Source organism: Seramator thermalis, assembly GCF_004138125.1.
GTDB lineage: Bacteria > Bacteroidota > Bacteroidia > Bacteroidales > Dysgonomonadaceae > Seramator > Seramator thermalis.
Genome location: NZ_RXHS01000021.1, coordinates 14,809 through 40,669, shown reverse-complemented (window position 1 = coordinate 40,669; position 25,861 = coordinate 14,809). Strand labels below are relative to the sequence as shown.

General features: G+C 44.2%; 21 protein-coding genes and 1 pseudogene. 10 read left to right on the top strand and 12 right to left on the bottom strand.

Translation table 11 applies throughout. The features are described 5' to 3' along the window. Both EJN84_RS11640 and EJN84_RS11635 read right to left on the bottom strand, forming a co-directional pair. Positions 1-533: hypothetical protein (locus tag EJN84_RS11640; RefSeq protein ID WP_394343096.1), on the bottom strand; the 533-nt coding region annotated here is incomplete at its 3' end. Then, positions 530-811 (bottom strand): hypothetical protein, encoded by a 282-nt coding sequence (locus EJN84_RS11635; RefSeq protein WP_129595095.1) that lies wholly within the window; start codon positions 809-811, stop codon positions 530-532. The genes EJN84_RS11640 and EJN84_RS11635, both read right to left, overlap by 4 nt. Positions 812-1,224: 413 nt before the next feature. Between EJN84_RS11635 and EJN84_RS11630 the strand changes: the two genes are divergently transcribed. Further along, positions 1,225-1,836, top strand: coding sequence for a class I SAM-dependent methyltransferase (locus tag EJN84_RS11630; RefSeq protein ID WP_129595584.1), 612 nt, complete (start codon positions 1,225-1,227; stop codon positions 1,834-1,836). Between the two features lie 44 nt (positions 1,837-1,880). On the opposite strand, the gene EJN84_RS11625 is transcribed toward EJN84_RS11630, so the two are convergent. After that, complete coding sequence (locus EJN84_RS11625) at positions 1,881-3,032, bottom strand: ATP-binding protein (RefSeq protein WP_129595583.1); 1,152 nt, start codon at positions 3,030-3,032, stop codon at positions 1,881-1,883. A 614-nt stretch (positions 3,033-3,646) separates the two neighbouring features. Here EJN84_RS11625 and trpB point away from each other — a divergent pair. From trpB to EJN84_RS11585, 8 genes are all read left to right on the top strand, one after another. Continuing rightward, positions 3,647-4,834 carry a tryptophan synthase subunit beta gene (gene trpB, locus EJN84_RS11620; protein ID WP_129595582.1) on the top strand — a complete coding sequence of 396 codons (1,188 nt, stop codon included), beginning with the start codon at positions 3,647-3,649 and terminating at the stop codon, positions 4,832-4,834. An 11-nt stretch (positions 4,835-4,845) separates the two neighbouring features. Next, on the top strand, positions 4,846-6,252 hold the full coding sequence (locus EJN84_RS11615; protein ID WP_129595581.1) for an anthranilate synthase component I family protein: 1,407 nt from the start codon (positions 4,846-4,848) through the stop codon (positions 6,250-6,252). A gap of 10 nt (positions 6,253-6,262) precedes the next feature. Further along, complete coding sequence (locus tag EJN84_RS11610) at positions 6,263-6,835, top strand: anthranilate synthase component II (RefSeq protein WP_129595580.1); 573 nt, start codon at positions 6,263-6,265, stop codon at positions 6,833-6,835. Between the two features lie 40 nt (positions 6,836-6,875). Beyond that, complete coding sequence (trpD, locus tag EJN84_RS11605; RefSeq protein ID WP_129595579.1) at positions 6,876-7,871, top strand: anthranilate phosphoribosyltransferase; 996 nt, start codon at positions 6,876-6,878, stop codon at positions 7,869-7,871. A gap of 8 nt (positions 7,872-7,879) precedes the next feature. Then, a complete protein-coding gene (gene trpC / locus EJN84_RS11600) occupies positions 7,880-8,671 on the top strand; it encodes an indole-3-glycerol phosphate synthase TrpC (RefSeq protein ID WP_129595578.1) in 792 nt (263 codons plus the stop codon). Continuing rightward, on the top strand, positions 8,668-9,279 hold the full coding sequence (locus EJN84_RS11595; protein WP_129595577.1) for a phosphoribosylanthranilate isomerase: 612 nt from the start codon (positions 8,668-8,670) through the stop codon (positions 9,277-9,279). The genes trpC and EJN84_RS11595 overlap by 4 nt, the downstream gene beginning before the upstream one ends. Next, complete coding sequence (gene trpA / locus EJN84_RS11590) at positions 9,276-10,049, top strand: tryptophan synthase subunit alpha (RefSeq protein ID WP_129595576.1); 774 nt, start codon at positions 9,276-9,278, stop codon at positions 10,047-10,049. The genes EJN84_RS11595 and trpA overlap by 4 nt, the downstream gene beginning before the upstream one ends. A gap of 239 nt (positions 10,050-10,288) precedes the next feature. Further along, positions 10,289-11,173: a DMT family transporter gene (locus tag EJN84_RS11585; protein ID WP_129595575.1), complete on the top strand. Its 885-nt coding sequence runs from the start codon at positions 10,289-10,291 to the stop codon at positions 11,171-11,173. A gap of 7 nt (positions 11,174-11,180) precedes the next feature. Here the strand turns inward: EJN84_RS11585 and EJN84_RS11580 are convergent, their stop codons facing one another. The 3 genes from EJN84_RS11580 to porW form a co-directional block, all read right to left on the bottom strand. Then, positions 11,181-12,239, bottom strand: coding sequence for an oxidoreductase (locus EJN84_RS11580; protein WP_129595574.1), 1,059 nt, complete (start codon positions 12,237-12,239; stop codon positions 11,181-11,183). Between the two features lie 248 nt (positions 12,240-12,487). After that, positions 12,488-13,069 carry a non-canonical purine NTP diphosphatase gene (locus EJN84_RS11575; RefSeq protein WP_129595573.1) on the bottom strand — a complete coding sequence of 194 codons (582 nt, stop codon included), beginning with the start codon at positions 13,067-13,069 and terminating at the stop codon, positions 12,488-12,490. Then, positions 13,066-15,090, bottom strand: coding sequence for a type IX secretion system periplasmic lipoprotein PorW/SprE (porW, locus tag EJN84_RS11570; protein WP_129595572.1), 2,025 nt, complete (start codon positions 15,088-15,090; stop codon positions 13,066-13,068). Before porW ends, EJN84_RS11575 begins: the two co-directional genes overlap by 4 nt. A gap of 762 nt (positions 15,091-15,852) precedes the next feature. Here porW and EJN84_RS11565 point away from each other — a divergent pair. Further along, positions 15,853-17,276, top strand: a pseudogene (locus EJN84_RS11565) (glycoside hydrolase family 140 protein). A gap of 178 nt (positions 17,277-17,454) precedes the next feature. Here the strand turns inward: EJN84_RS11565 and EJN84_RS11560 are convergent. The 6 genes from EJN84_RS11560 to EJN84_RS11535 form a co-directional block, all read right to left on the bottom strand. Continuing rightward, positions 17,455-19,146, bottom strand: a complete 1,692-nt coding sequence (locus tag EJN84_RS11560; RefSeq protein ID WP_129595571.1) for an ABC1 kinase family protein — start codon at positions 19,144-19,146, stop codon at positions 17,455-17,457. 21 nt (positions 19,147-19,167) lie between these two features. After that, positions 19,168-19,470, bottom strand: a complete 303-nt coding sequence (locus EJN84_RS11555) for a phasin family protein (protein ID WP_129595570.1) — start codon at positions 19,468-19,470, stop codon at positions 19,168-19,170. A gap of 217 nt (positions 19,471-19,687) precedes the next feature. Further along, positions 19,688-20,851 carry an MFS transporter gene (locus EJN84_RS11550; RefSeq protein ID WP_129595569.1) on the bottom strand — a complete coding sequence of 388 codons (1,164 nt, stop codon included), beginning with the start codon at positions 20,849-20,851 and terminating at the stop codon, positions 19,688-19,690. Between the two features lie 45 nt (positions 20,852-20,896). Further along, positions 20,897-21,754 carry a carbohydrate kinase family protein gene (locus EJN84_RS11545; RefSeq protein WP_129595568.1) on the bottom strand — a complete coding sequence of 286 codons (858 nt, stop codon included), beginning with the start codon at positions 21,752-21,754 and terminating at the stop codon, positions 20,897-20,899. Between the two features lie 15 nt (positions 21,755-21,769). Continuing rightward, positions 21,770-23,341 carry a glycoside hydrolase family 32 protein gene (locus EJN84_RS11540; RefSeq protein WP_129595567.1) on the bottom strand — a complete coding sequence of 524 codons (1,572 nt, stop codon included), beginning with the start codon at positions 23,339-23,341 and terminating at the stop codon, positions 21,770-21,772. A 634-nt stretch (positions 23,342-23,975) separates the two neighbouring features. Further along, complete coding sequence (locus EJN84_RS11535) at positions 23,976-25,706, bottom strand: RagB/SusD family nutrient uptake outer membrane protein (protein WP_101486497.1); 1,731 nt, start codon at positions 25,704-25,706, stop codon at positions 23,976-23,978. Positions 25,707-25,861: the final 155 nt, after the last annotated feature.

Sequence of the window (25,861 nt, the reverse complement as noted above, 5' to 3'; positions counted from 1 at the left end):
ACCGGTTGCATGGCTGCAAAACGATTACCTTTCTTTGCGATATGCCACGAGATAATCTCATCGTTAAAGTGATCTATTACACCAAAGAACCAGTGCCAACCCGATCCCTCAATCCAGAACTTCTTTCCATCTGTAGCCCACATTACATTGGGTGCATCCGTGGTTATAGTCCCATCGTGTTCACGCTTATTCGTCTTCCCGGGCCTTCTGTAGGGGCTCAGCAGGCTGTTTTCCCGCATGATGCGGTTCACACGTGCCTTGCCCGCTACCAGAGCGTTTATCTTTCTTTTTGCCATGCGATTCTTCACTTTGATATAGCCTTCAGAGTTAAACTTACTCTTCTTGATTTCTTTTTTAATCTCCTGTAAAACCTCTTCATCACTGTGTTTGGGTTTTCTGCCACGCTTGCCTGTTTTGGGAGTAGGGTTTTCATACCAGGTACTGCTGCTGTAACCGACAACTTTAAAAATCAAACGTTTCGGATATGGCTTCCCTGTTAGTGGATAACGTTCATTTATCAAAATAGAAATCATCTCCTTTTTAGTTTTGCTGCCAATTCGTTCTTTTTTTTTGTAAGTTCAAGCTCCATCTGCAATTGCCCGATCTTACGCTCGGCAGCAATGAGCTTTGAATCATCGGGCTTTCGCTTAAACCCGTCAGCGCCACTCTCTATAAATTGATCCCGCCAAAGATTGATGTCGGCCAGAGTAACTCCGTATTCACGGCTAACTAACTCAGGATCCTCTCCACGTAACAAGGATAAAACTATTTCAACCTTGATTTTCGATGTAATATTCTTTCTCTTTTCCATAGCAGTTGTAAAAATAACTTTTATTTTTTACTGCTCGGTTTTTTTGAGGGCTAATATAAAAATATTAACTGACAAATCGATAAATTCGTCATTCATGACCAAAAAATCACCTATTCAGTTAAATAACTAATGAAAATCAACATCTTATAAAAAATCCGAGAACACAACTTTTGCATAGCTCCGACCCAACTCCCACTCTCCTCCCACTCTCCTCCCACTCAACTATTACTCAACTATCGCATTAAATTTGCAAAAAACAGAAAAATGAATTACAATATCATAGAACACGCTTAGTTAATCACACTTCCTGCATCGTCATTACAAAGCAGCATTCGCGTCTCCCATTCGATGAGCTTTTGCCCGAATGAACAAAATACAACCGAACGCCGTTTAGTTGTCAAAAAAAATCGAAGATGACCGACTACTTTGCCGATCGGGCTGCCGAATGGGACAAGCCCGCAAAAATTGAAATGGCCGACAATTTCGTGCAGGCGCTGCTAAAGCATATCGAACCGCAACCTCATTGGAAAGCGTTGGAAATAGGCGCCGGCACGGGATTGGTGGGATTGCAACTGCTTCCGCGCGTGCGCAGCATCGTCTTCGAAGATACTTCGGAGGAAATGTTGAAGGTGTTGCGTTCGAAAATCGACGACAATGCTCCTGTCGAGATTTTGCATGGCGAAATCAGTAAATATCGCTCTGCGGATATCGATTTCGTGTTTTCGAACATGGCCTTCCATCACATCGAGGATATCCCGAAAACGCTCGAACATCTGTTTGCTGTCACCACGCCCGGCGCAAAAATTGCCATCGGCGACATTCGCAGCGAAGACGGCTCGTTTCATCGCTTCGATCCCGTTCCTCACAAGGGGTTCGATACCGACGAACTGTCCGCACAATTCGAGAAAGCAGGTTTTCGGGTGCTGCACGTCGAAACCTACAACGTACTGCGACAGGAAAAAATTCCCGGCAAATTATCCGATTACGAACAGTTTATTTTGATTGCAGAAAAGCCCTCAATATGAAGAATGCGGCATATTCTATTTTGCATCATATCTTTTGAAGTGCGCTATATTTCGATCGTATTTAACAAATGGACAGGTACGATGTTGATTTCTCCACTTCTTTTTTGGAGCATATCTCCGGCATATACCAAATAACCGCCTTCTGTGTTTGTGAGTTTGTTCCAATAACGGATGCCCTTAAAAAACTCATCCGAAATCGTTTGGGCCGATTTGATTTCGACAGGATATCGGTTTGCCCCTTTTTTGATCAGCAAATCTACTTCATTCCCGATATTGTCGCGCCAAAAATAAAGGTTGTTCTGCTTTCCGTTGTTGTATAGCCGTTTTAAAAAATCGACAACTACCAGATTCTCAAACAAACCGCCTCTTAGCGGGTGGATGGTCAGTTGCGAAACATCTTCAATTCCCATCAGAGCCGAAGCAAGTCCGGTGTCATAAAAATAAAGTTTCGGCATCTTCACGATCCGTTTGTTGTAATTTTCGTGATAGGGATACAATCGAAATGCAATGAAACTTGCTTCGAGTACCCCCAACCACGAACCAATCGTTTTGACATCCACTCCGACATCGGCAGCCAGACTGCTCATGTTCAGCAATTGTCCGGTGCGCCCGGCACACAAACGCAAAAAACGTTCGAACGTATAGAGATCCGTTATATTTTTCAATAGCCGTACATCTCTTTCAACATACGTACGGATATAATTGTCATAGTATTTTTTCGGGTCGATATCTTTCTGATAAATTTCGGGATACCCGCCTTTAAAAATCAACTGATTACTCATGTTCGCTCCGGGATTGATTTCGCCAATATCCAAGGGCAGCAAAAACAAATAACCAACCCTCCCGGCAAGACTTTGCGAAATGTTGCTATTTAGGAGGAAATTGTTGGAACCGGTCAGAATGAACAATCCGTTTTGTTCCTTCTCGTCCAATATTTGTTGTAGATACGAAAATAATTCCGGTACACGTTGCACTTCATCCAATATGGCGCCGTCGGGATAATTGGAGAGAAATCCTCTGGGATCTTCCCTCGCAAATTGGCGTAGGTCGGGATTCTCGAGATTGACATACGCTTTTTCTTTAAATACTTTTTTTACTAAAGTAGTCTTGCCCGACTGCCGTGGGCCGGTAACTGCTACCGCCTTGAACTGCGCAGAAAGCAATTGTAATTCTTTTTCGGCTTCTCGATATATCATGCCTCAAATTTACAATTTTGGAGTTAAATTCCAAAATTGTAAATTATTGAACAATGAGAATGAAATGTGAGGATGAAGAAGTCGGAAGTGATTTCTGAATGAAAGAATTAGCGATAGCGTAACATGAACGAGTCGGGAACAAATCTACAACTCCCAATCCTCTCATCAGTAAATCAATAAATCCTCAAATCAATTCCCATTTCCCCACTTCTCCTAATTTTCAATTCACAATTATCCATTATTTTCAGGACATGACACCAACCGTCAGCCTCTAATCCCCAACCCCCATTCCATACGGTCAGAAATTCATTTTCTCATCAATAAATCTACAAATTATCGAACCAAAAAGTGGAATATTCATCTTGTTTATGTTAAAATCGAAAAATAAGTTGCATTTTATTTCCAAATTATTTTCCTTTGCAAACAAATAAAAGGAAAATGAATTTATCATTCACAAACGGATATTGGTGGCGCCACTTACAACTCATGCAGTCGTAAGGGAAAGCAGCCATGTCTTAACGTGATACAACGGAATAAAAATAAAAGATAGCCTGTCGCACCTGCGACGGGCTTTTTTCGTTAAATGGGCACATACAGATTAAAGAACACATAACATGCAAAAATTTTCAGTTGACAGTAATGGGTATTATGGTGAATTTGGGGGAGCATTCGTACCCGAAATTCTCTACAAATGCGTGAACGATTTGGAAAATTCCTATCTGCGCATACTCGAAAGCGAAAAGTTCAAACGCGAATTCGAACAATTGTTGCGCGACTACGTAGGCAGACCTTCGCCGCTCTATCTCTCGCAACAACTTTCCGAGCGTTTCGGATGCAAAATCTACCTCAAGCGCGAAGATCTGAATCATACCGGTGCGCACAAAATCAACAATGCCATCGGACAAATACTGATTGCGCGCGAAATGGGTAAAACACGCATCATTGCCGAAACAGGCGCCGGTCAGCACGGCGTGGCTGCCGCCACCGTTTGCGCACTGATGCAAATGCCCTGCACCGTGTATATGGGCAAAACGGACGTCGAACGTCAGGCCGTGAACGTGAAAAAAATGGAGATGTTGGGCGCAACCGTCGTTCCCGTAACCTCGGGCAACATGACGCTCAAGGATGCGACGAACGAAGCTATTCGCGACTGGTGCAGTCATCCCGAAGAAACGCACTACATCATCGGGTCCACCATCGGTCCTCATCCCTATCCCGATTTGGTCGCACGACTGCAATCGGTAATCAGTAAAGAAATAAAAGTGCAGCTCACAGAAAAAGAAGGACGCGACTATCCCGATTATTTGGTCGCATGTGTTGGAGGTGGAAGCAATGCAGCCGGCACCATTTACGAGTATCTCGACAACGATCGGGTAAAAATCGTGTTGGCCGAAGCGGGCGGGAAAGGTGTCGATAGCGGCTATTCGGCGGCCACCATTCAATTGGGAACGATCGGCGTGCTGCATGGATGCAAAACCCTGCTGATGCAAACCGAAGACGGACAGATAACCGAACCGTATTCCATTTCGGCCGGACTCGATTATCCGGGTGTGGGACCCATCCATGCCAATCTGGCTTCGCAACATCGTGCCCAAGTGCTCCCCATCAACGACGACGAAGCCCTTCGGGCAGCTTTCGAGCTGACCCGCAGGGAAGGCATCATTCCCGCACTGGAATCGGCACACGCGCTGGCGGCATTGGAAAAAGTCGATTTCAAACCCGGAGATGTGGTGGTTCTGACGCTTTCGGGAAGAGGGGACAAAGATCTCGAAACCTATTTCAAGTACGAAAATCAATTTTAAAAACGAATAAGATGAAGTACACTTTTCATACCAAGACAAAAAAAATATTGGCCGACCTGCATACCCCGGTGAGTATCTATCTGAAAATACGCGACACGTTTCCTCAATCGGCTTTGCTCGAAAGTTCCGATTTTCATGCCAACGAAAACAGCACATCGTACATCGGCCTGGAACCGATTGCCAGCGTGGAGGTCAATCGAGGCGTATGCACGATGAAATATCCCGACGGAAGCCGTTACGAACAACAGCTCACCGATTCGTTTACTATTGCCGATGCGCTGAGCGGATTTATTGCCGACATCGAAGTGGAAGGCCCCGACAAAAACGCATGCGGTTTGTTCGGTTACACAACTTTCAATTGTGTGAAATATACCGAAAACATCGCTATCCGCGAAAGCATCGAGAAGCAGAACGATGCTCCCGACATGTTGTATATTCTCTACCGATACATCATGATATTCAATCACTTCACCGACGAAATCGTGTTGATGGAATTGTTGCGCGACAACGAACAAAGTCGTCTCGAGCGTGTAGAGGTGCTTATCAACATGCGAAACTTTGCCTCCTACAATTTTTTCCCCGAAGGGAAGGAATACAGCACCACGACCGATGAAGAGTTCAAAGCCAACGTACGTCGTGGCGTGCAGCACTGCTTGCGGGGTGATGTTTTTCAAATTGTGCTGTCGCGGCGTTTCGTGCAGCGATACTCGGGCGACGACTTCAAGGTGTATCGGGCATTGCGCTCCATCAATCCATCGCCCTATCTGTTTTATTTTGATTTCGGCGGATACCGCATCTTTGGCTCTTCGCCCGAAACGCATTGCAAGATCAGGGGCAGGCACATCAGCATCGACCCGATTGCAGGCACCACAAAGCGAACGGGAAATTACAGAGAGGACATGAAAGCCCTGGATTTTCTGCTCAACGATCCCAAGGAAAATGCCGAACATGTGATGCTGGTAGATTTGGCACGAAACGATCTGAGCCGCCATGCGCACGACGTGAAGGTTGATTTCTATAAGGAACCTCAATTTTACTCGCATGTCATTCATTTGGTTTCGCGTGTGAGCGGTACACTCGACGATGAGGCAAATTCCATTCAGGCTTTTTTCGATACTTTCCCCGCCGGCACATTATCGGGAGCACCCAAAGTGCGCGCCATGCAACTCATTTCCGAAATCGAGAAACACAATCGCGGCGCTTATGGCGGTTGCATCGGGTTCGTCGGACTCAACGGCGATCTCAATCAGGCCATCACCATCCGAACCTTTGTCAGCCGCAACAACGAGCTATGGTATCAGGCCGGGGCCGGGATTGTGGCGCAGAGCAACGACGAGTATGAGTTGCAGGAAGTCAACAATAAGCTCGGCGCTTTGAAGAGTGCTATCGATCGCGCAGCCAATTTGTTCAACGCATAATTTGGAAACGATGAAAAAAGTACTTATTTTCGACAACTACGACTCTTTCACCTACAATCTGGTGCATGCCGTGAAATCGCTCGGCTTCGCCGATGTGGACGTGGTGCGCAATGACCGCCTCGATCTGGATTCGGTGGAACAGTACGACAAAATCATCCTGTCGCCCGGCCCCGGCGTGCCCGAAGAAGCCGGATTGCTCCTGCCGCTCATCCGGCGTTATGCCGATCACAAAAGCATGCTTGGCGTTTGTTTGGGACATCAGGCCATCGGTCTTGCTTTCGGTGCTAAACTCGAAAACATTCCTTTCGTCTTTCACGGAGTGCAAACGGCCATCAAAATCACGGCAAACGATTATATTTTCGATAGGCTGCCCGACCAATTTCAGGCCGGACGCTATCATTCGTGGATCGTTTCGAATGAAGACTTCCCGACCGATCGTCTCGAAATCACGGCGGTGGATGACGAAAACCGAATCATGGCGTTGAAGCACACTTCACTCGATGTTCACGGCGTGCAGTTTCATCCCGAATCGGTGCTCACGCCCGACGGCATCCGGATCATTCAAAACTTTTTAGAACATTAACCCCATGCCGGCGACGGCAACAAAACGATATATATATCACATGAAAGAGATACTTTATAAACTGTTCGATTATCAATACCTTACTCGCGACGAAGCGAAACAGGTATTGTTCGACATCGTCTCGGGCAATGTTCCCGAAGCGCAGATTTCGGCACTCCTTACCACTTTCCTGATGCGCAGCATTTCGGTGGACGAAATTCTCGGATTTCGCGATGCGCTGCTCGACATGCGCGTCCCGATTGATTTGTCCGAATACCGTCCTATCGACATCGTCGGAACCGGAGGTGACGGCAAAAACACGTTCAACATTTCGACGCTTGCCGCCTTCGTGATTGCAGGAGCCGGATATCCGGTGGCCAAACACGGCAATTACGGCGCTACATCGGTCAGCGGTGCCAGCAACGTTCTCGAACTGCATGGCGCCAAATTCACTACCGATGCCGATCGACTGAAACGTTCCATCGAAAAATGCGGTTTCGTATATTTGCATGCGCCTTTTTTCAGTCCGGCGCTCAAGGCAGTAGCCGGAGTACGCAAGAGCCTCGGCGTGCGAAATTTTTTCAACATCATGGGCCCGCTGGTCAATCCCACCCAACCGCCCTATCAGGTACTCGGGGTGTATGATCTGTCGATGATGCGACTGTTCAGTTACATCTATCAGGAGAGTAAAAAAAATTTCAGCATCGTTCACAGCATCGACGGATATGACGAAATCTCGCTCACCGGTCAGTTTAAGGTCGTATCGAATCGGGGCGAACAGCTCTTCGTACCGGGAGATCTCGGACTGAGGCGTGTTTCGCAAGCGGAATTATCGGGAGGCGAAACGCCCGAAGACGCAGCGCGTATCTTCGATTTAGTATTGCGATGCGAAGCCTCCGAAGCACAAATGAACGCTGTGCTGGTGAATGCCGCATTCGGCATTCGCACCATCGAACAGGACAAATCCATAGACGAATGTCTCGATATCGCGCGCGATTCCCTTTACGGCAAAAAGGCATTGAAGACATTCAATCAATACATCGAACTAAATAGTTGACAAACCGAATGAAAGATATTTTATCGGATATCGTAGCACACAAGAGGGCGGAAGTTGCCGCACAAAAAGCGATATACCCGCTCGACTCGATTTACAGGGAAATCGAAAGAAATACGTATAAAACCCTCTCGTTGCATGAAGCACTTGCGAAAGACGACTTCGGCATCATTGCCGAGTTTAAGCGCAAATCGCCTTCGAAAGGATGGATACACCGCGATGCGGATGTGAGGGAGGTTACGACATCCTATCGGCAAAACGGTGCAGCCGCGCTGTCGGTGCTCACCGACGAGGCGTTTTTCGGAGGTTCGCTTGCCGATCTCGACGCTGTGGTCGAAGAAAGCAACATCCCCGTGTTGCGCAAAGACTTCATCGTGGACGAATATCAGATTTACGAAGCAAAGCTGCATCGTGCCAATGCCATTCTGCTGATAGCTGCAGCCATCACCAAAGCCGAATGCCTACGGTTCACCGAGATAGCCCGACAACTGGAGCTCGACGTTTTGCTCGAATTGCACGACGAACGCGAAATCGAATACATTATGCCTCAGCATAGCCTCATTGGCGTAAATAACCGCAATTTGGGAAGTTTCGTAACTACGGTAGATAAATCGTTCGAGATGGCCGAGTTACTGCCAAAAAATGCAGTGCTGGTCTCCGAAAGCGGTATTTCCGATCCGCAAACCGTTCGGCAATTGCGACAGGTGGGTTATCGCGGATTTCTCATCGGCGAGAATTTTATGAAAAACGGTAGTCCTGGCGAAAGTTTGGCCGAGTTCATCCAATCGTTACAGGCATCATGATAGTGAAAGTATGTGGCATGCGTGATGCCGAAAACATTCGCGAAGTGGAAGCTCTCGGCGTAGATTGGATGGGATTTGTCTTTCATCGCACTTCGCCTCGATTTGTCGGTGAACTTCCCGATTATTTGCCGCAACGTGCCAAGCGTGTTGGTGTTTTCGTGGACGAAACGGAGGAGCAGATTATGGAAACCGTCCAACTGTTTCGCCTCAACATGGTGCAGCTTCACGGGCATGAAACACCCGATTTTTGCAGCCGCATTCGCAGCAAGGGATTGAAAGTGATCAAAGCCATCAATGTGCAAAACACGTTTTCAACTGAAGAAGTGTCCTTCTATGAAGGGGCTTGCGATTATTTTCTGTTCGACACGAAAACGCCGTTGCCCGGAGGTTCGGGGCAGAAATTCGACTGGAGCTCTCTTTCAGTATATCGAGGTACTACACCTTTTCTGCTAAGCGGCGGCATCTCGCCCGACGATGCCGATAGGGTGGAAGCTTTCGTACACGAACGCTGCATCGGCATCGACCTGAACAGCCGCTTCGAAACGTCACCAGCCTACAAAGACATTCATTTATTACAATCGTTTATCGACAAAATCAAAAGAAAATGAACAGAATAGATCAACTTTTCGAACAAAAAAAACAAAACATACTGTCGGTTTATTTTACGGCAGGTTATCCCAAATTGAATGATACACTTCCCGTGCTGGAAGCCTTACAAAAAAACGGCATCGACCTCGTGGAAATTGGCGTATCCTTTAGCGATCCGCTGGCTGACGGGCCGGTCATTCAGTCGTCGAGTACGCAAGCCTTGCGTAACGGCATCAGCGTGAAATTGCTTTTCGAACAATTGGCGAACGTACGGCAAACTATTTCTATCCCACTGGTATTGATGGGATATTTGAACCCGATTTTGCAGTTCGGGTTCGAAAACTATTGCCGCAAAGCGGCGGAATGCGGTATCGACGGGCTGATTATTCCTGATCTTCCGTTTGCCGAATACACGAAATCGTACAAATCCACAACCGACAAATACGGGCTGCATACCATCATGCTCATCACACCCGAAACATCCGAAGAGCGTATCCGCATGATCGACGAAAATACGTCGGGATTTATCTACATGGTTTCGTCGGCATCCGTAACCGGTGCCAAGCAGGCTTTCGGAGAAAAGAATCTGGAATATTTTCGTCGCGTCAATAACATGAACCTGCGCCATCCGCGACTGATCGGCTTTGGCATCTCCAACAAGGCCACCTTTGATGCCGCATGCGAAAACGCCTCCGGCGCGATTATTGGCAGCAAGTTTGTTTCGCTGTTGGCAAGCGAAAAATCGATAGATGAAGCCGCAAAAAAATTAGTGGAAGCGCTTCAAAAATAAAAGTTTCGAAACAAAATACATTTGACAAACAAAATGTACCTTTGCAACCAAATATACTCGAGAGACGGAGCGTTGAAAATCGGATTGACGGCTTTCCTTTATGAGAATGAAAAATTTGCGAATCAGAGCCTTTTGGCTCTTTTTTTGATAAGGAGAGTCAAAAATGTACAAAGCATCGTCAATTCTTTTATTCACAATAATTTCGATTCTCGTCCGAGACAGGAAAACAGTTGATAAAAATGCCTTTTCAGTCGCACATTGGCGAAATAGCCGGATTGCTCACGGCCGTTTGTTGGACGTTGAGCGCACTTTTCTTCGAAAAAGCAGGCCGAAGGATCGGTTCGCTTTCGGTCAATATTTTACGACTTTTCTTGGCGATTCCTTTTTTGGGATTGACGACGCTCTTCACACGAGGAATGTTTTTCCCGGCCGATGCCACTACGTATCAGTGGTTTTGGTTGGGATTGTCGGGAATCGTCGGATTCTTTTTGGGCGATCTTTGTCTGTTTAAGTCATACACCATCATAGGATCGCGAACGGCGCAGCTGGTGATGAGTCTTGCCCCGATGCTCACGGCACTGATCGGGTGGCTTTTTCTGCACGAAACACTTTCCGTAAAAAGTATTGTGGGGATTGTGGTAAGCGTTTCGGGAATCATGATAGCTGTTGCCGGCAGGCATTTCAAACTCTATATTCCCCTAAAAGGTTTTCTTTTCGCATTAGGCGGAGCATTGGGGCAAGCCGTCGGTTTGGTGCTCAGCAAAAAAGGTATTGGAGACTATGATGCTATGGCTGCAACTCAGATACGTGCCCTATTCGGTTTTGGTTGTTTCGCATTGTTGGTAACTTATTTGAAACGCTGGAAAGGAATTTTCGGAGCGGTGAAGGATGCGAAGAGTATGAAATCACTTACGGTAGGCACGGTTTTTGGTCCGTTTGTTGGGGTTGCCCTGTCGCTTTTTGCCGTTCAGCATGCCAATACCGGAGTGGCCGCGACATTGATGGCGCTGGTACCTATTTTTATCATTGCTCCTTCGGCCGTCATGTTCCACGAAAAAATCACTGTCCGACAAGTCGTGGGAGCGGTGATCAGTATCGTGGGTGCTTCAATTTTCTTTCTTTAGAAACCCTTTAAATTGAAATAGTTCGTTTTTCTCTGCTGCTCTGAAGGGCAAGTTGTATGATTTGGATCACGTTACGCGCTTCTTCGGGTTTTACGGCAATTTTGGTTTTTCCGTTGATGGCGTCACGCAAATTGATAAAATAATCGCGATAATCGCCTTGTTCACTTTCTACTTTCCCCTCGATCTTCACCTCTTTGTAATCAACGCAGATATTTCCCCAAATGCTTTCGGGCTCGCGTCCCCAGTCTTTTCCTTGTGGAACGGCTCCCGCATCAAGTGTTACTTCCTGAACGTCCAATCCGTATTTGACGAACGAACCGTTACGTCCGTGAATCAGGTACGTTGGGCCGGGAATTTTGCAAAGCATGCCTGATTTGAGTGTCGCCGTGAACGATGGATAATGAAGACGCACATCGAAATGGTCGTCAGCTTTTGCCCACGGACGCTGTGAATCGATGTTGGCCGTAACCGCAAGAGGCATTCCGAAAAACCACAATGCCTGATCGATAAGGTGAGAGCCAAGATCGTAAAAAATACCCGATCCGGGCAGAGGATCTTCGCGCCAGGCACCACCGGGTCGGGGATTTGGGCGGTAACGATCGAAATGCGATTCGTAATCGACGATTTCACCCAAAATGCCGCTTTCGAGGATTTTGCGCACTGTTTTTGTATCGCTGGTAAATCGGCGGTTGTGATAAACGGTGAGGATTTTTCCTTGCCGTTGTGCAATTTCAATCAGTTCGTCGGCTTCGGCCACATTCACGGTGAACGGTTTTTCCACTACCACGTGTTTTCCTGCAATGAGTGCTTCGCGTGCCCAACGAAAATGTTCGGTATTGGGGGAAGTAACGATTACTAAATCGATTTCGGGATCTTCAATGATGCCTCTTCCGTCGGGTACGACAGCCGTAACGGGATAGCGTTCTTCGATGAGTTTCACGTTTTCGGGTTTGGATGTGCTGATTTTGGTGAGTTCGTACCCCTCGACCACATCGATGAAGGGTGCGTGAAAAACACGCCCCGAAAGTCCATACCCGATAATGCCTGTACGAATGATTGATGACATAAGTTGATGGTATTGAAGGATTAGATGTTCAAAATTACATAAAAATTTTCAATTAATATGCCGGTTAACGGATTTAATGGTGTACCGATACCGATTATTTTGTTCTGCTTCCCGACTTACTGCTATTTCTAATCTTAATAACCTGAATTTTTTAATGGTAAAATAAATATTTTCTGGAACATGAAGAAATGAAGGGGCCATTAAGTTTTCTGACTTCTCATTTCTCATTTCTGACTTTAACTTTCAACTCATTCCATTTTCAGGAGAAAACGAATGAGTTTGGTCGTAGCAATGGCGCGATGACTAATGTTGTTTTTGGTATCTTCACCTAATTCGGCAAAAGTTTGCCCATAGCCGTCGGGAACGAAAACGGGATCATAACCAAACCCACTCTCTCCACGCTTTTCGTCGATAATTTTTCCGTGAATGGCACCTTCGAAGAAATATTGTTCGTCGCCGATCAACAAGGCAATAACCGTTCGAAATGCGGCGTGTCTGTCACTTATGCCTTCGAGGTTAGTCAACAGTTTCCGGATATTATCTTCTGCTCTGCAATCCTCACCGGCGTAACGAGCAGAGTAAACACCGGGAGCACCGTCCAATGCTTTAACTTCGAGGCCGGTATCGTCGGCAAAACAATCGTAACCGAAATTATCTTTCACGAAACGAGCCTTGATCAGGGCATTTTCTTCCAGCGTAGTTCCGGTTTCGGGAATATCAGTCCGGCAATTGATATCGTTGAGGCTCAGAATTTCGAGTTTTCCTTCTGAAATCTTGCGAATTTCGTCGAGTTTATGCTTGTTGTTGGTTGCGAATACGATCTTTTTCATTTTTTGAGTTGTTTTAAGCGTTCTTTTTCGCGCTGTTTACGCATAGTTTCAAGCTCTTTTTGACGTTTTTTGAGTTCTTGTTCCCGTTTCTTGATCATCTCCTTGCGCTCTTTTTCGCGTTGTTTGATGAGTTTCTCACGTTCACGTTCGCGTTCTTTGATCAATTTTTCTCGATCCTTGACCGAATTGTTCTGTTTTTCTCGTTGCAGTGCTTCCTGAGCTTTGCGTTCGAGTTCGGCTTGCCGTTGCATTAGCAAATCGAGGCCTGTCGTTGTTACGCTGTCAGTATTTGTAGATATCGGTAGAAGAAAAAATTCGGAAATCGAATCGGGTTTTTCCTCTTTAGCAATAGGTGTTTCTTCCGATTTTTTGCCGAACTTAACGATATCCGGCAATGGTGGCTCGACACCGGCTTTTGGCATTACCGGAATTTCACCGAAATTTGTTTTGTAGAACGCCCGATAATCGGCAATTGTTTTTCCGGAAGCAAGTATTTTCATATTTTCTTCCGTAATTACCAGGGGTTGAATTCCCCCGGATGACTCGGCGATAAACGTACTATCCTGAAGGATCATCGAAGCGTATTCCACTGCCTCGTCGAACGTGTCGAATCCTTTCACCTGTAAAGCTTCTTTAGGCGGCAGATTCACAAACGACAATCGAAATTCGCGGAGTTGAAAAGTTGAAAAGTTGAAATTGGCGACGGCAAACAAAAGACTGTTTTTATTGGAACTGTTTTTGTCGAAAAGAGCCAGAAAAAGTGAAGGCGCATTTTTATGGTTTGAAAAATTAATGCTGTCGGTTGTTTGGGCAATGGTCATTTTTGCGTTTCCGGCGGAAAAACTACGCAGAATTCTTGCACGAGCCACTGCTGCCAGCATTTCTCTCTCGGTAAAGGATTCTTCTTCTGAAGTTCGAGCTGTGTCAGAAGCAAGTGTGGGGAGGTCTTGTTCGGGAATGACCGGAGAAATCGTTTTTCGGGAGGTCCCGGTACGGGCATAAAACCGGTTGGCTTTTGCCGTGTCGTTTTGGGCTGTATAAAAATCTCCCAACGTGACATAAAGAGAATCGTTTGCCCCCACGAAACGTGAATTATTCGCCATTTTCTCCAATTCTCCAATCGCCTTCAGACGATTTTTTCCACTTGACACGCGTGTCTGAAAAATCGTTGCCTGCATGGCATAAATGGGTGGAGTCTTCAATCCCTTGACTTCGCCAAATGTGTGATAAGCCTCGCTTTCGAGACCGATTTTGGCATAAAGTTGACCCAGCAAAAACTGCAACCGAATTTTTTGTGAAAAGTTTTTTTGCGATTTTATCGCTTGGCGAAGATAAGGTATGGCCGATTCGTAGTTTTTACGACAGAGAAAATAATAAGCGTATGTTTCGTTAAATAATTGATTTTGTACTTTTGTCAGAGGTTTGGTCAACAAAATATTAGCGATATTTTCGGCATCGTAGAACCGGCCCATCGCCGAATAGGTGCGTAGCATCCAGATTTGCGTTTCGGAAATCAATCGGTCTTCGTTCTTGTACATTCGCAGGATTTGCGAAAAAGTGGAGAGTGCATCGCTGTAACTTCCGTTTTGCACTTGGGCTTTGCCCATCAGCAGCCATACATCTTTGAGCGCCGGATTAAATTCTTCCTGACGAAGCCATTCGCGATATTCTGTAGTGAGTGGTTTGTCGGGATTACGGCGAGGTTTGACGGAAATGGAGTGTTCCTGAATCGCTTTTTTTGTTTTTTCGATTACGGCATCAAACGGCCCGCTTCCCGACAGATTTTCTTCCTTCACCTCATTGGGATACATCGGAATCAGTTCCGTATAATTATCTATGCTTTTGTTATAAAGAGCCTGCAAGGTTTCGTCGTAAGATTGTTGGGCGTTGAAAAGAACGTTGTATCGAGTTGTCAAATCGTGATAAGCCCTTGTCCCGGCAGTATTTTTTTGCGTAGAGCAGCCGAGAATCAGGACGATAGAGAAGATGCTCGAAACGAATAACAGGTAATTTCTTTTCAATTTCGATTCGTAAGTTTTCTGTATGAAGCAAGAGCCTCACTGAAATAACTCGAAAAAACGGTTTTTATTGTGTAAAAGAATGGTTTCATATGAATTTGTACGGCTAAAAGTAAAAACATTATCTTCAACACATAACAAGTTTCGCTAACGGTTTTTCCGGGTTTCCGTAAATTTGATGCTAAAAAAGAATACAAAGAAGGTCAACACAACATTCCCGAAAATAATGTATAATTGATAGTGGTGCAAAGAATTGAAGGCACCTCCAACTCGTTCGAGTTTAGCGACGGCGTAACTTGGATGTAGAGCAAAAAGCAGTTCAAAAACTGCAGTCGTTTTCCTGCACCGGTTCGGAAACTTGCGCTATTTAGGGCACAAGTAAATATTTGCAGCGGCAAAGAGTGTAGTGTTGATTCGAACCAAGTACGACGCAAGTACGACGCAAATACGGCGATAGTATCATTCGAACAATGGATATGGACTTGCGCTATTCGGAAGATATCCGGGGACAGTTATGATTTGATTGACCATGTGGAATGGGAAAGAAATGGAAGAGGGGAAACTCGGAAATGAGTGCGCCATCCGGAATTCATGAGGCAAACTCAATTTTTATTATCCTCAGTATTTCACATAGAACCATAAAATCCTTGTGAATTTAAAAATAAAATTATACATTCGAAACCGGTTAAAAGACCAATTTTTCAAAAACGACCTTGATAGACTTAACAGCTACTTTTGAGCAAATTAAGGAAAAAATCAAACACGATGAAAACGAATTTATTACTGCTGCTATCAGGCTTTTTAATTTTCACACTTCAGGCACAAGACACGAAATGGAAGGGGAAATCTGTCGATTTTTCTCATGGCAGGCTGAAGGTATCCGACAACAGACGGTTTTTGGTATTTGAAGACGGCACGCCCTTTTTTTACTTGGGTGATACGGCATGGGAACTTTTTCACCGGCTGAATAAAGCGGAAACCGAAAACTATCTCGAAAACCGGAGAGAAAAAGGGTTTACCGTCATTCAGGCGGTTGTTTTGGCCGAACTGGACGGATTGAATACACCGAATGCCGAAGGCGAAAAGCCGTTGATCGACAACGATCCCACCCGGATCAACGAAGCCTATTTTCGTCATGTGGATTGGGTAATTCGCAAGGCGGAAGAAAAAGGCCTGTTTATCGGCCTGTTGCCCACCTGGGGAGATAAATGGAACAAGAAATGGGGCGTCGGCCCCGAGATTTTCACTCCGGGAAATGCGGCAGTTTATGGGGAAATTCTCGGAAAACGGTATAAGGATTTTCCCAATATCATTTGGATTCTCGGCGGAGACCGACCCATTGAAAAGGATGAGCACAGAGAAATCGTCAGAGCTATGGCTTCGGGTTTACGCAAAGGCGACGGTGGTGCTCATTTGATTACTTTTCATCCGATGGGAGGACATGGTTCAGCCGAGTATTTTCACGAGGAAGAGTGGCTCGATTTCAACATGCGTCAGAACGGGCATACGCCTAATTTCACGGGAAGTTATGAAAATACGCTGAAAGATTATAAGCGTACGCCCGCAAAACCGGTAATGGATGGTGAACCGCTTTATGAAGATCATCCCATTGAATTCAATGCGGAAAAAAACGGGCATTCTGTTTCTGCCGATGTTCGACGTCCGCTTTACTGGGACTTGTTCGGCGGTGCATTCGGACATACCTATGGACATCATTCCGTTTGGCAGATGTGGCATCCGGATCGTGATCCGATCAATTTTCCGTTAATGCCGTGGTACGAAGCCGTTGATCAGCCGGGTGCATGGCAGATGCAGTTCGGCAGGCGGTTGATGGAGTCGAGGCCTTTTCTCACGCGTATTCCCGATGATTCGGTAATTGTACCCGATAAGGTAAAAACCTCGGTGCCCGGTGCCGGACGTTATCGTTTTGTAGCTACCCGAGATGAAAACGGCCGTTATGCTATGGTTTATGTTCCGGTGGGCAGGCCGTTTACGGTAAGGATGGATGTTATTTCGGGAAAAAAGTAACCGCATGGTGGTATAATCCACGTAATGGAGAGGCTCAGAAAATCGGAAATTTTTCCAATGAAGGAACTCGTACATTTGTACCGCCGCAACCGGGTGAAAATTTAGACTGGGTGTTGGTTCTCGACGATGCAGCGGCCGGTTTTAAAGCTCCCGGAGAATAATTTGACAGAGTTAGCTGTTTTTGAATAAACTTCGACGCTGTCGTTATCGATATGTGCGGATTGCCGCCATACTTGTTGAAATGACTTTGACAAAAATTAAGAATGAAAATATACTTCTGAATATTAGATAATTATATCGATTGTAATTTTTATCTTCGGGCAAAAAAGAGAAAAGAATTTATTTTTTTCGACTCGATCGTAAAATAGCAACGAGAAGTCCCAATCCCAAGATTCCTGCAAGAATATAACCGATAATCCCTAAAATGGAAATATTCGAGACCAGAGGACCAATTCCTTGTTGCAAAATCAGGGAAGATCCTACGATAAGTGCCGCAATAATCAGGCTTGCCGAAATGCGGTTGCTTGAACCTTTCATCTCACGGGTAAGATTTTCCAGGTTGTGATGCTCGAGTTTTACTTCAAATTGTCCATCCCTCAGTTTTCTGAGCAATTCAGATAAATTGTGTGGCAGATGTTCAATAAGTTGTGCACTTTCATCGATCATGATTGTGCTTCGATTTTTCCAGTTTTGAGGGGAATTAATGTTGAGAAATACTTTTCTGACAAATGGTTGTACGAGGGTGAACAAATCGAAATCGGGCTCCAATTGTTTACCGATTGCTTCGGCAATCGACATGGTGCGGAGCATCATTACCATATTGGAAGGAACTGACATCCGGTGTCGATTCATAACCTCTAAAATCTGTTGATTGAGCCGCATCATGCTGATCGTTTTGAAAGGACGATCGGAATATACTTCGAGTAGTTCGTCCAAATCCTGACGGAGCGATAGCTTATCGATTTTCTGTACAACCATTCCCAATTCCTCAAATCCCCTGATGATGCGGGAATAATCTTTTTTGTTGGCTGCACGTAAAATCTTTGCAATGATGATGATGGTTCTTTTATCGAGATGTCCCGTCATTCCCACATCAAGCATGACAATGGTTGACGGAGGTTGAATGAAAAGGTTACCCGGATGAGGGTCGGCATGGAAGAAGCCGTCGAGTAGGATTTGCTTCAGAAGCGCTTCAGCCGCTTGGTTGGCAACTTTTTTTGGATCGAAGAGATCTTTGTATTTATCTTGAGTTATCTCGTTGATCTTAACTCCTTCAATAAATTCCATTGTCAGCAGTTTCTCAGTGCTTAAGTCCCAATAGATTTTCGGAACTTTCACATAATCAACTCCTTTAAAATTTTTTCTGAATTTATCGAAATTGTGGGCCTCGTTTAAAAAGTCCAATTCTTTTCTGATTGTTCTTTTGATTTCAGTAACAGCGGCTTTTGGGTTGCTGAAAGGGGTCTTCTGGAGCTGCTTTTCCAACGATTCAGCCAAATTCTCCAGAATAGCCATGTCCAATTCGATGGTGTTTCGGATGCCTGGCTTCTGTATCTTCAGAGCTACTACTTCACCGTTGTGTAAAACCGCTTTGTGTACCTGACTTAAAGAAGCGGAAGCAACCGGTTTAGCATCAAATTCCTTAAATATGTCGGATAAAGGTCTGTTGAGTTCTGTCTCTATACATTTTTCAATCTGAAAACTATCTACCGGTAAGACTTTGTCTTGAAGTTTCTCCAATTCGCAAATATATTCGGCAGGAATAAAATCGGGGCGTGTGCTCAGTATTTGACCAAACTTGATAAAAGTCGGGCCCAACTCTTCCAAAGCGAGGCGAAGTCTTTCGGCATGCGATAATTTTTGATAACCTTTCTGTCGTTTTCGTATTTTGGAAATAAAATTAATCCGAGAAACGTCAAAAAGATAATCAAGACCGAATTTCATGAAAACCGAAATGATCTGGCGGCTTCGTTTTACCTTGTCGAAATTGCTTCGAAAACTCAAACCTACCTGTGGGTATGTATTCGGCATTGATTCGGTTTTATAAAGGTTTTATTCTGTCTTATTTGTTTTTCGGGACAATTCTTCCACCATACTTTTTAGTTCGTCAAATTCTTTCCGCGTAGGGATGTTCATTTTCGACATAATCGTTTCAACCGTCTTTTCGATTTTTTCACCGATTTCTGTTTTGGCTTTTTCCGATTGATCCAGCGCATCTTTCACAAACTTGGACTTATCGTTTTCGGATAGTTCTCCTCGTTTAATGAGTTCTTTTGCGAATTCTTCGGCTTTTTCGTGTGTCAACGACATCAATCCAATTCCTGCCAAAACTGCATTCTTAATAATGTCCGCCATAATAACGCCTCCTTAATTAATGATTAAATTTTTTTAGAAAATCAACCTTTGCCACCAATAATTCAACACATCTTAGTTGACAACAGATCAATAAGTTCTTCTTTCAATATGTCGTAAAGATACAATAAGTTTCGAATAAATACCTCTAAAATTTGTCCTTTTTTAATGCAACATCGGATGACAAAGATCCCGAAAATAATCCTGCCACTATCACTTTTCATTCGGCAACTTTGTTGCTGTCCTTGATGCGAGGCGATAGAAATGCCAAATAGGACAGACAAAGCATCAAAACAATCACGGCACCGATTTGACTTTTCAGTGCGTCGGAAACGATGCCCATTAGCAACGGGAAAATAGCGCCACCAGCAAGTCCCATGATCATCAAACCCGAAATTTCGTTGTTTCGCGAAGGTAGATGGAGCAATGCTTGCGAGAACATGATGGAGAAAATATTAGAATTTCCGAACCCTATCAATGCGATGCAGAAATAGATGGCGATTGCTCCCTGCACAAAAAACAGTCCGAGGATTGCCAGTCCGATCATCGTGATGCTGACCAGGAAAAATGTCTTTGATGAATATTTGGCTAAAATAAATGCGCCACTTAATGACCCAACGGTTCGAAACAAAAAATATATGCTTGTGGCATATCCGGCTTGTGCAAGTGCCATGCCTGTACGCTCGATCAGAAGTTTGGGCGCAGTAGTATTTACGCCTACATCAATGCCCACGTGCATCATGATTCCCAGAAACAGCATCAAGATCGATGAGTCCTTCAACAATGCCAAGCATTCGCCGAACGTGGATTGATGTTCTACGGGCATTTCCTTAACCTTGGTAAAGTTGAGCGCAATAACGGCTATGAGGGCAATAACGGCAAAAATCGGGAACAACATTTTCCAGTCGCCAAACCGAATAACTGCCCATGCTGCGAGGATGGGTGCGAGAAACGAGGCGATCGCCTTTACAAATTGTCCGAAAGTGAGTGTGCTTGCAAGCCTGTCGCCGCTAACAATATTCGAAACCAGCGGATTGAGGGAAACCTGCATCAGCGTGTTGCCAATTCCGAGTAACGAGAAGGCAATGAGCATCATGGCAAAACTGTAATGGAGAAGTGGAACGAGAAGTGCCATGATCGTTACTACAATGCTAAGCAACACCGTTTTGCGACGGCCAATCCGATTCATTAACATTCCGGTAGGAACCGAAAAAATTAAAAACCACAGAAAAACCATCGAGGGCATTAAGTTTGCCATCGTGTCGTTGAGGGCGAAATCGCTTTTGATATAATTCGTGGCTATGCCTACCAAATCTACGAATCCCATCGTGAAAAAGGCAAGCATGACGGAGATCAATTGCGTAAGGGTGTTTTTGTTGTTCATCGGGTTAGGTTGTTATGAATGATAAAATTGTTTTAGAATCGGATTTTATTCGTTGACCCACGCTCCGGGTCGGGTACAAACGAGAGCGGCTCTGTCCACGGCCGCCTGATGGGATTCGACGAGCGATTTTCCGTCGATAACCGACGAAATGAAAGCTCCCGTGAAAGCATCGCCGGCACCCACTGTATCGGCAACTTCCACCTTCGGTGTTAAGATACGGGAACTCGTTTCGGGCGTAAAGATCTTGCTGTATGAAGCTCCGGCCGTCAGAATCAGATATTTCAGATGATACTTTTCGATAAGCTCTTTGCACATTTCATCGTCCGTTGCCGTTTGTTTTCCGAACAGTTCCTTTAGCAGCAGCAGTTCTTCGTCGTTTATTTTCAGAATATTGCTCTGCTGAAGCGATGTTTCGATCAATTCCTTGGAATAGTAGTGCTGACGGATGTTGATATCGAGAATGCGAAAAGCCTTTTCGGGAACCAGCGAGAGAATGGTTTGAATCGTATGACGCGAATCGGGATGACGTTGTGCGAGCGTGCCGAAACAAACGGCATCGGCTTTTTTCGCCAAATCTTTCATCGCTTCCGTTAGCGGAATATGATCCCACGCCACGCCTTCGTTGATGATGTAGTTGGGAATGCCATTTTTAAGTTCCACTTCCACTGTTCCGGTAGGAAAATCGATGCGCTCAATGAGGTAATGAATGCCGATTTTGTCGATTTCCGACATAATTTCGTCACCCAAAGCATCGTTGCCGACCGCGCTGATAGCGTAACTTTCGGCTCCAAGCCGCGAGGCGTGATACACAAAATTAATGGGTGCTCCGCCGGCTTTCTTCCCTGTTGGCAACATGTCCCACAGCAGTTCGCCAATTCCGATGATAACAGGTTTTTTGCTCATATTTCTTTTTGTCGATTATTTCCAGATCGATTTTAATTTTCTAACAGTTCCTTGGCTTACTTCTATACGTCCGTTTTCGGCAAACAATTCGATTTCGTCAAAAATATCCGACGGAAACACCAGATCGCTAATAACCGCTTTGCCATCAGCCGCAAACAGCTCTACCGAGGAAACATCGATAATCATGCGCCAGGTTATCTCGGGCTCACGAACAATGTACGGAGCAAAATGCAGGGAAGGAAATGAAGAAGAAAAATTTTCGCCTGTCGCACGGGTTCTGTCTGCATAAAAACACCTGTCGATGTTGTCATATCCAACAGTGTAATATTCCCCTTTGGAATTTTTTAGGGTGATGCCGTATTTATTTGGAAAACCCATTTTTGTCTTATTTGCCAAATTAAAAGTTAACGTGATTTCTATTGGAGCTTTTGGAAAAGGAATCTTGTCCGAGATAGATTCCGTGCCCGAAATCATCATTTTATTTAAATTCACTTTCTTCCCATATATTTTTTCAATTTCCTGTACAGGATCAGATGTCAGCAGATATCGGTTACCCACTTTTTCAAGACCCAATTCGCGCGGAAAAGTCGCCGCACCTCTCCATCCTTCCGTGGGAACTTCATTGGCATACTGCCAATTATTCATCCATCCGATCAAAATCCTCCTCTCCTCCGGTGCATTGTTCCATGTCACGCCGGCATAATTGTCTTTTCCATAGTCCATCCATAATGTCACCTCCTGATCGCTTTCGAAACATCGCCCGTCGAATTCGCCTACAAAATATTGCGTGCCCGAACCTCCTGCAGGAGCACCCGGATTAACGTTCACGATCAATACCCATTTTGTTTCATCCGTATTTTTTACCTTTAAAGGGAAAAGATCGGGACATTCCCACACACCTTCATGAGAGCCTTTCCCTTCTCCGAATTCGCCGCTGTAAGTCCAATCGATGCAATTTGGGGAAGTATAAAATTGAATGACTTGGCCGGCAGCGATACTCATAACCCATTTTTGGGTTTCTTCATGCCATATTACTTTCGGATCCCGAAAATCGGGGATTCCCGGATTTTTTATCACCGGATTATGTGCGTATTTTGTCCATGACCGACCATTATCCGTGCTGTAAGCAACGGCTTGCGATTGCGTTTCGTTTCTGCGTCCTTCTTCGGCGGCAACAGGATCGTGATACGTAAAAAAAGCGATGAGCGGAGGGTTGTCCTCACTCCCAAAACCCGACGTATTCTGAAAGTCCACAACGGCACTCCCCGAAAAAATGTATCCCAAACTGTCGGGATAAAGAGCTATAGGCAAATGTTCCCAATGCACAAGATCCCTGCTTACGGCATGTCCCCAATGCATAGGACCCCAAAAAGGTTTCTCGGGATAATGTTGATAAAAAAGATGATATTCTCCGTTATGATAAACCAATCCATTTGGATCGTTCATCCAATTTTTCGCCGGTGAAAAATGTACCTGCGGACGATGTTTTTCTTGGAAAAGCATATTCCCCTCTTCTTTTGGCCGACTGTTTTTGCATCCCGAAAATAGGAATACGATGAAAATCAGAAAAAAATAATTTACTTTCATATTTTTAATGCTTATTATCGATTTAATTTTTGAAATTCAAAACAATACGTCTTTATCTGTCAATTTTATAAATTTTATGCTGCATGGTCTCATAAATATTCCAATTTAAAGTTAATAAGAAGAATCTTTATTTCCCCCTTAGAGTGGCTGATTTCCTTTTGCCGTGCAACATGGTGCATTGCAATTCACTTTCAACCATACTTGAAAAAGTTCAATTTCATTATTCCCAGATTGATTCCATTTCATCTACTTCCAGGTAATGAATCTTAATGTCTCATTCCAGTCGAAGCCCGTCATTTTTTGTTGATTTATTTAATGCTTCCAATATAAAAAGTTTTCCCTTGTCGATATAACATTCAATCGATGTTTTGTCAATAAGCAGTTCGATGCCGAAGCGAAAAATTCTTTTTCAATTCATTGACCAAGTACTTTCGATGAAATCAATATAGCTAAAACGATAGCAAAACGATACTTCATGATTGTCTTCGCAATTAAATAATTAAAGATATGCACAATTCCTTGTTAATTTTGTATGGCCGGCAACATTCGAGCCTTCGAACTAAAGTTAAATGCTGCCGGCATACACAAATTTCGATTAAAGATACTTGAAAATTTCCAAGTTCGACACTGAAAATCAATATCCCGGATTTTGTTTATAGATCCCTTTTACGTAGCTGATTTGTTGTTGTGGAATCGGAAAGTATTCGTCTCGTCCTTTCGTGAATTTTGCATCCTTCAGATAGGTATATCGTGTTTTTTCGACTTCAAAATATTCGTTCATGAATTCTTCGGCAATTCCCCATCTTACCAAGTCGAAAAACCATTTGCCTTCCGTGGAAAATTCTAAATGACGCTCCCATTGTAAAGCTTTGAATGCAAAATCTTTATTCCACGCAGGACAATTTATTCCCGGTTTGTAAGGTTCAACGCTGAAATTACCGGTAGGAGATCCATCTGAAAATTTCAATCTTCCCGTACTGTTAGCGGCTCGTTCACGTATTTTATTGATTAGAGTCAATGCCTCATCCAAACCTGTTCCAAGTTGGATCAATGCTTCAGCCCTCCATAACATAACTTCATCCAATCGCAGCACATCCCAATTTAAAGCGGCTCCCATAAAAGGATTAGTTTTCCTGAAACATGGACAATCCGGCAAAACGATTAATTTTTGGCTCATCGTATATCCGTAAACTTCCGGTTGACGTACCCAGCTTTTTTCCATTATGAAATCCGGATCATATTTCCAAGGTAAACCGGGAACACACGCCGTATGCAATAAACGAGGGTCACTTGGAGTTGAAACAATTGCATCCTTATTGTCGAGCCTGATTCCGGAATTGAAGTTATCAAAATCGGGTAAACCGTTAACCGTTTTGTAACGATTCATCATATTAGTCGAGGGTTGCAAAAAACCGCAACAACCATATTCCGGATTCATTGGGCAAACAAGCCATGAATTTAGACGCCCTGTGGGTGAACCATCATTATTGGCTGAATATTGTATTGCCCAAATGGATTCCTGCCCATTTTCATATTCACAAAGGAAGTTTTGTGCGAAATCGGGGAATAAACTTTTTCCCGAATAATCGATAATGTCTTTACATAAATTCGCCACCTCTGTAAGTTTTTCTTTATTGATGTTTATTACATTGTGGTTCTCATCCTGTTCGTAAGCCGAGAAGAGTAAAGCTTTGGCGAGATATGCTTCTGCAGCATATTTGGTGGGGCGTCCCACTTCCTCTTGTTTTTCAGGAAGATTTTCAACGCCATATCTGAAATCGTCTATGAGTTTTTGCCACAGTTCTTCATTACTTAATTCATCATTGCTTATTTTGTCATATTCTTCTTCAGGAGTATTTTCGTCGATATAAGGGAAAAACTTGAAGCACAATTTCATATACATGTAGATATGTCCGCGCAAAAAACGTAATTCGGCAATCCGTTGTTTTTTCAGGGGAAATTCTTCTTCACTTAAATTTTGTACCCTTCTTAATGCATCGTGAACTCTTCCAACTGCTACATAATGAACCCACCATAGATTATCAAGCTCACCGGTTGTTGTGGGTTCCATATAGGTAAATGTTTCCCATAAATTTTGTTCTGCAAGATCATTTGTTCCTGCTCCTCCCTTGTAAGCTTCTCCTCCTCTGCACGAACCTTCGGCGTAAGGCATTCCCATTTGTTTGTTGAAATTATTTTGTCCACAGAACGAATATGCAGCGATTATCATTTGCTCCACTTTGTCAGGAGCATTTAACTCGTCCGATGCTACTATTCCTTGAGGATTTTGGTCAAGCATGGATTCACAAGAAAAGAAGAAAATTAAAGCAAGACCAAGAGCGAGTTTTGTTATTTTTATTTTCATATTTATTTTTTTTTAATTAATTATCATAATGGGTCGGTAAATTTTTACTTAATAATCACGTAATCAATTGATTAGGTTGTATATTTTAAAAGAGTTCTTCATTGCTAATAATCAGGCGGTTAGGAGTGATTCTTTAAAAAAATACCGAACTGTTG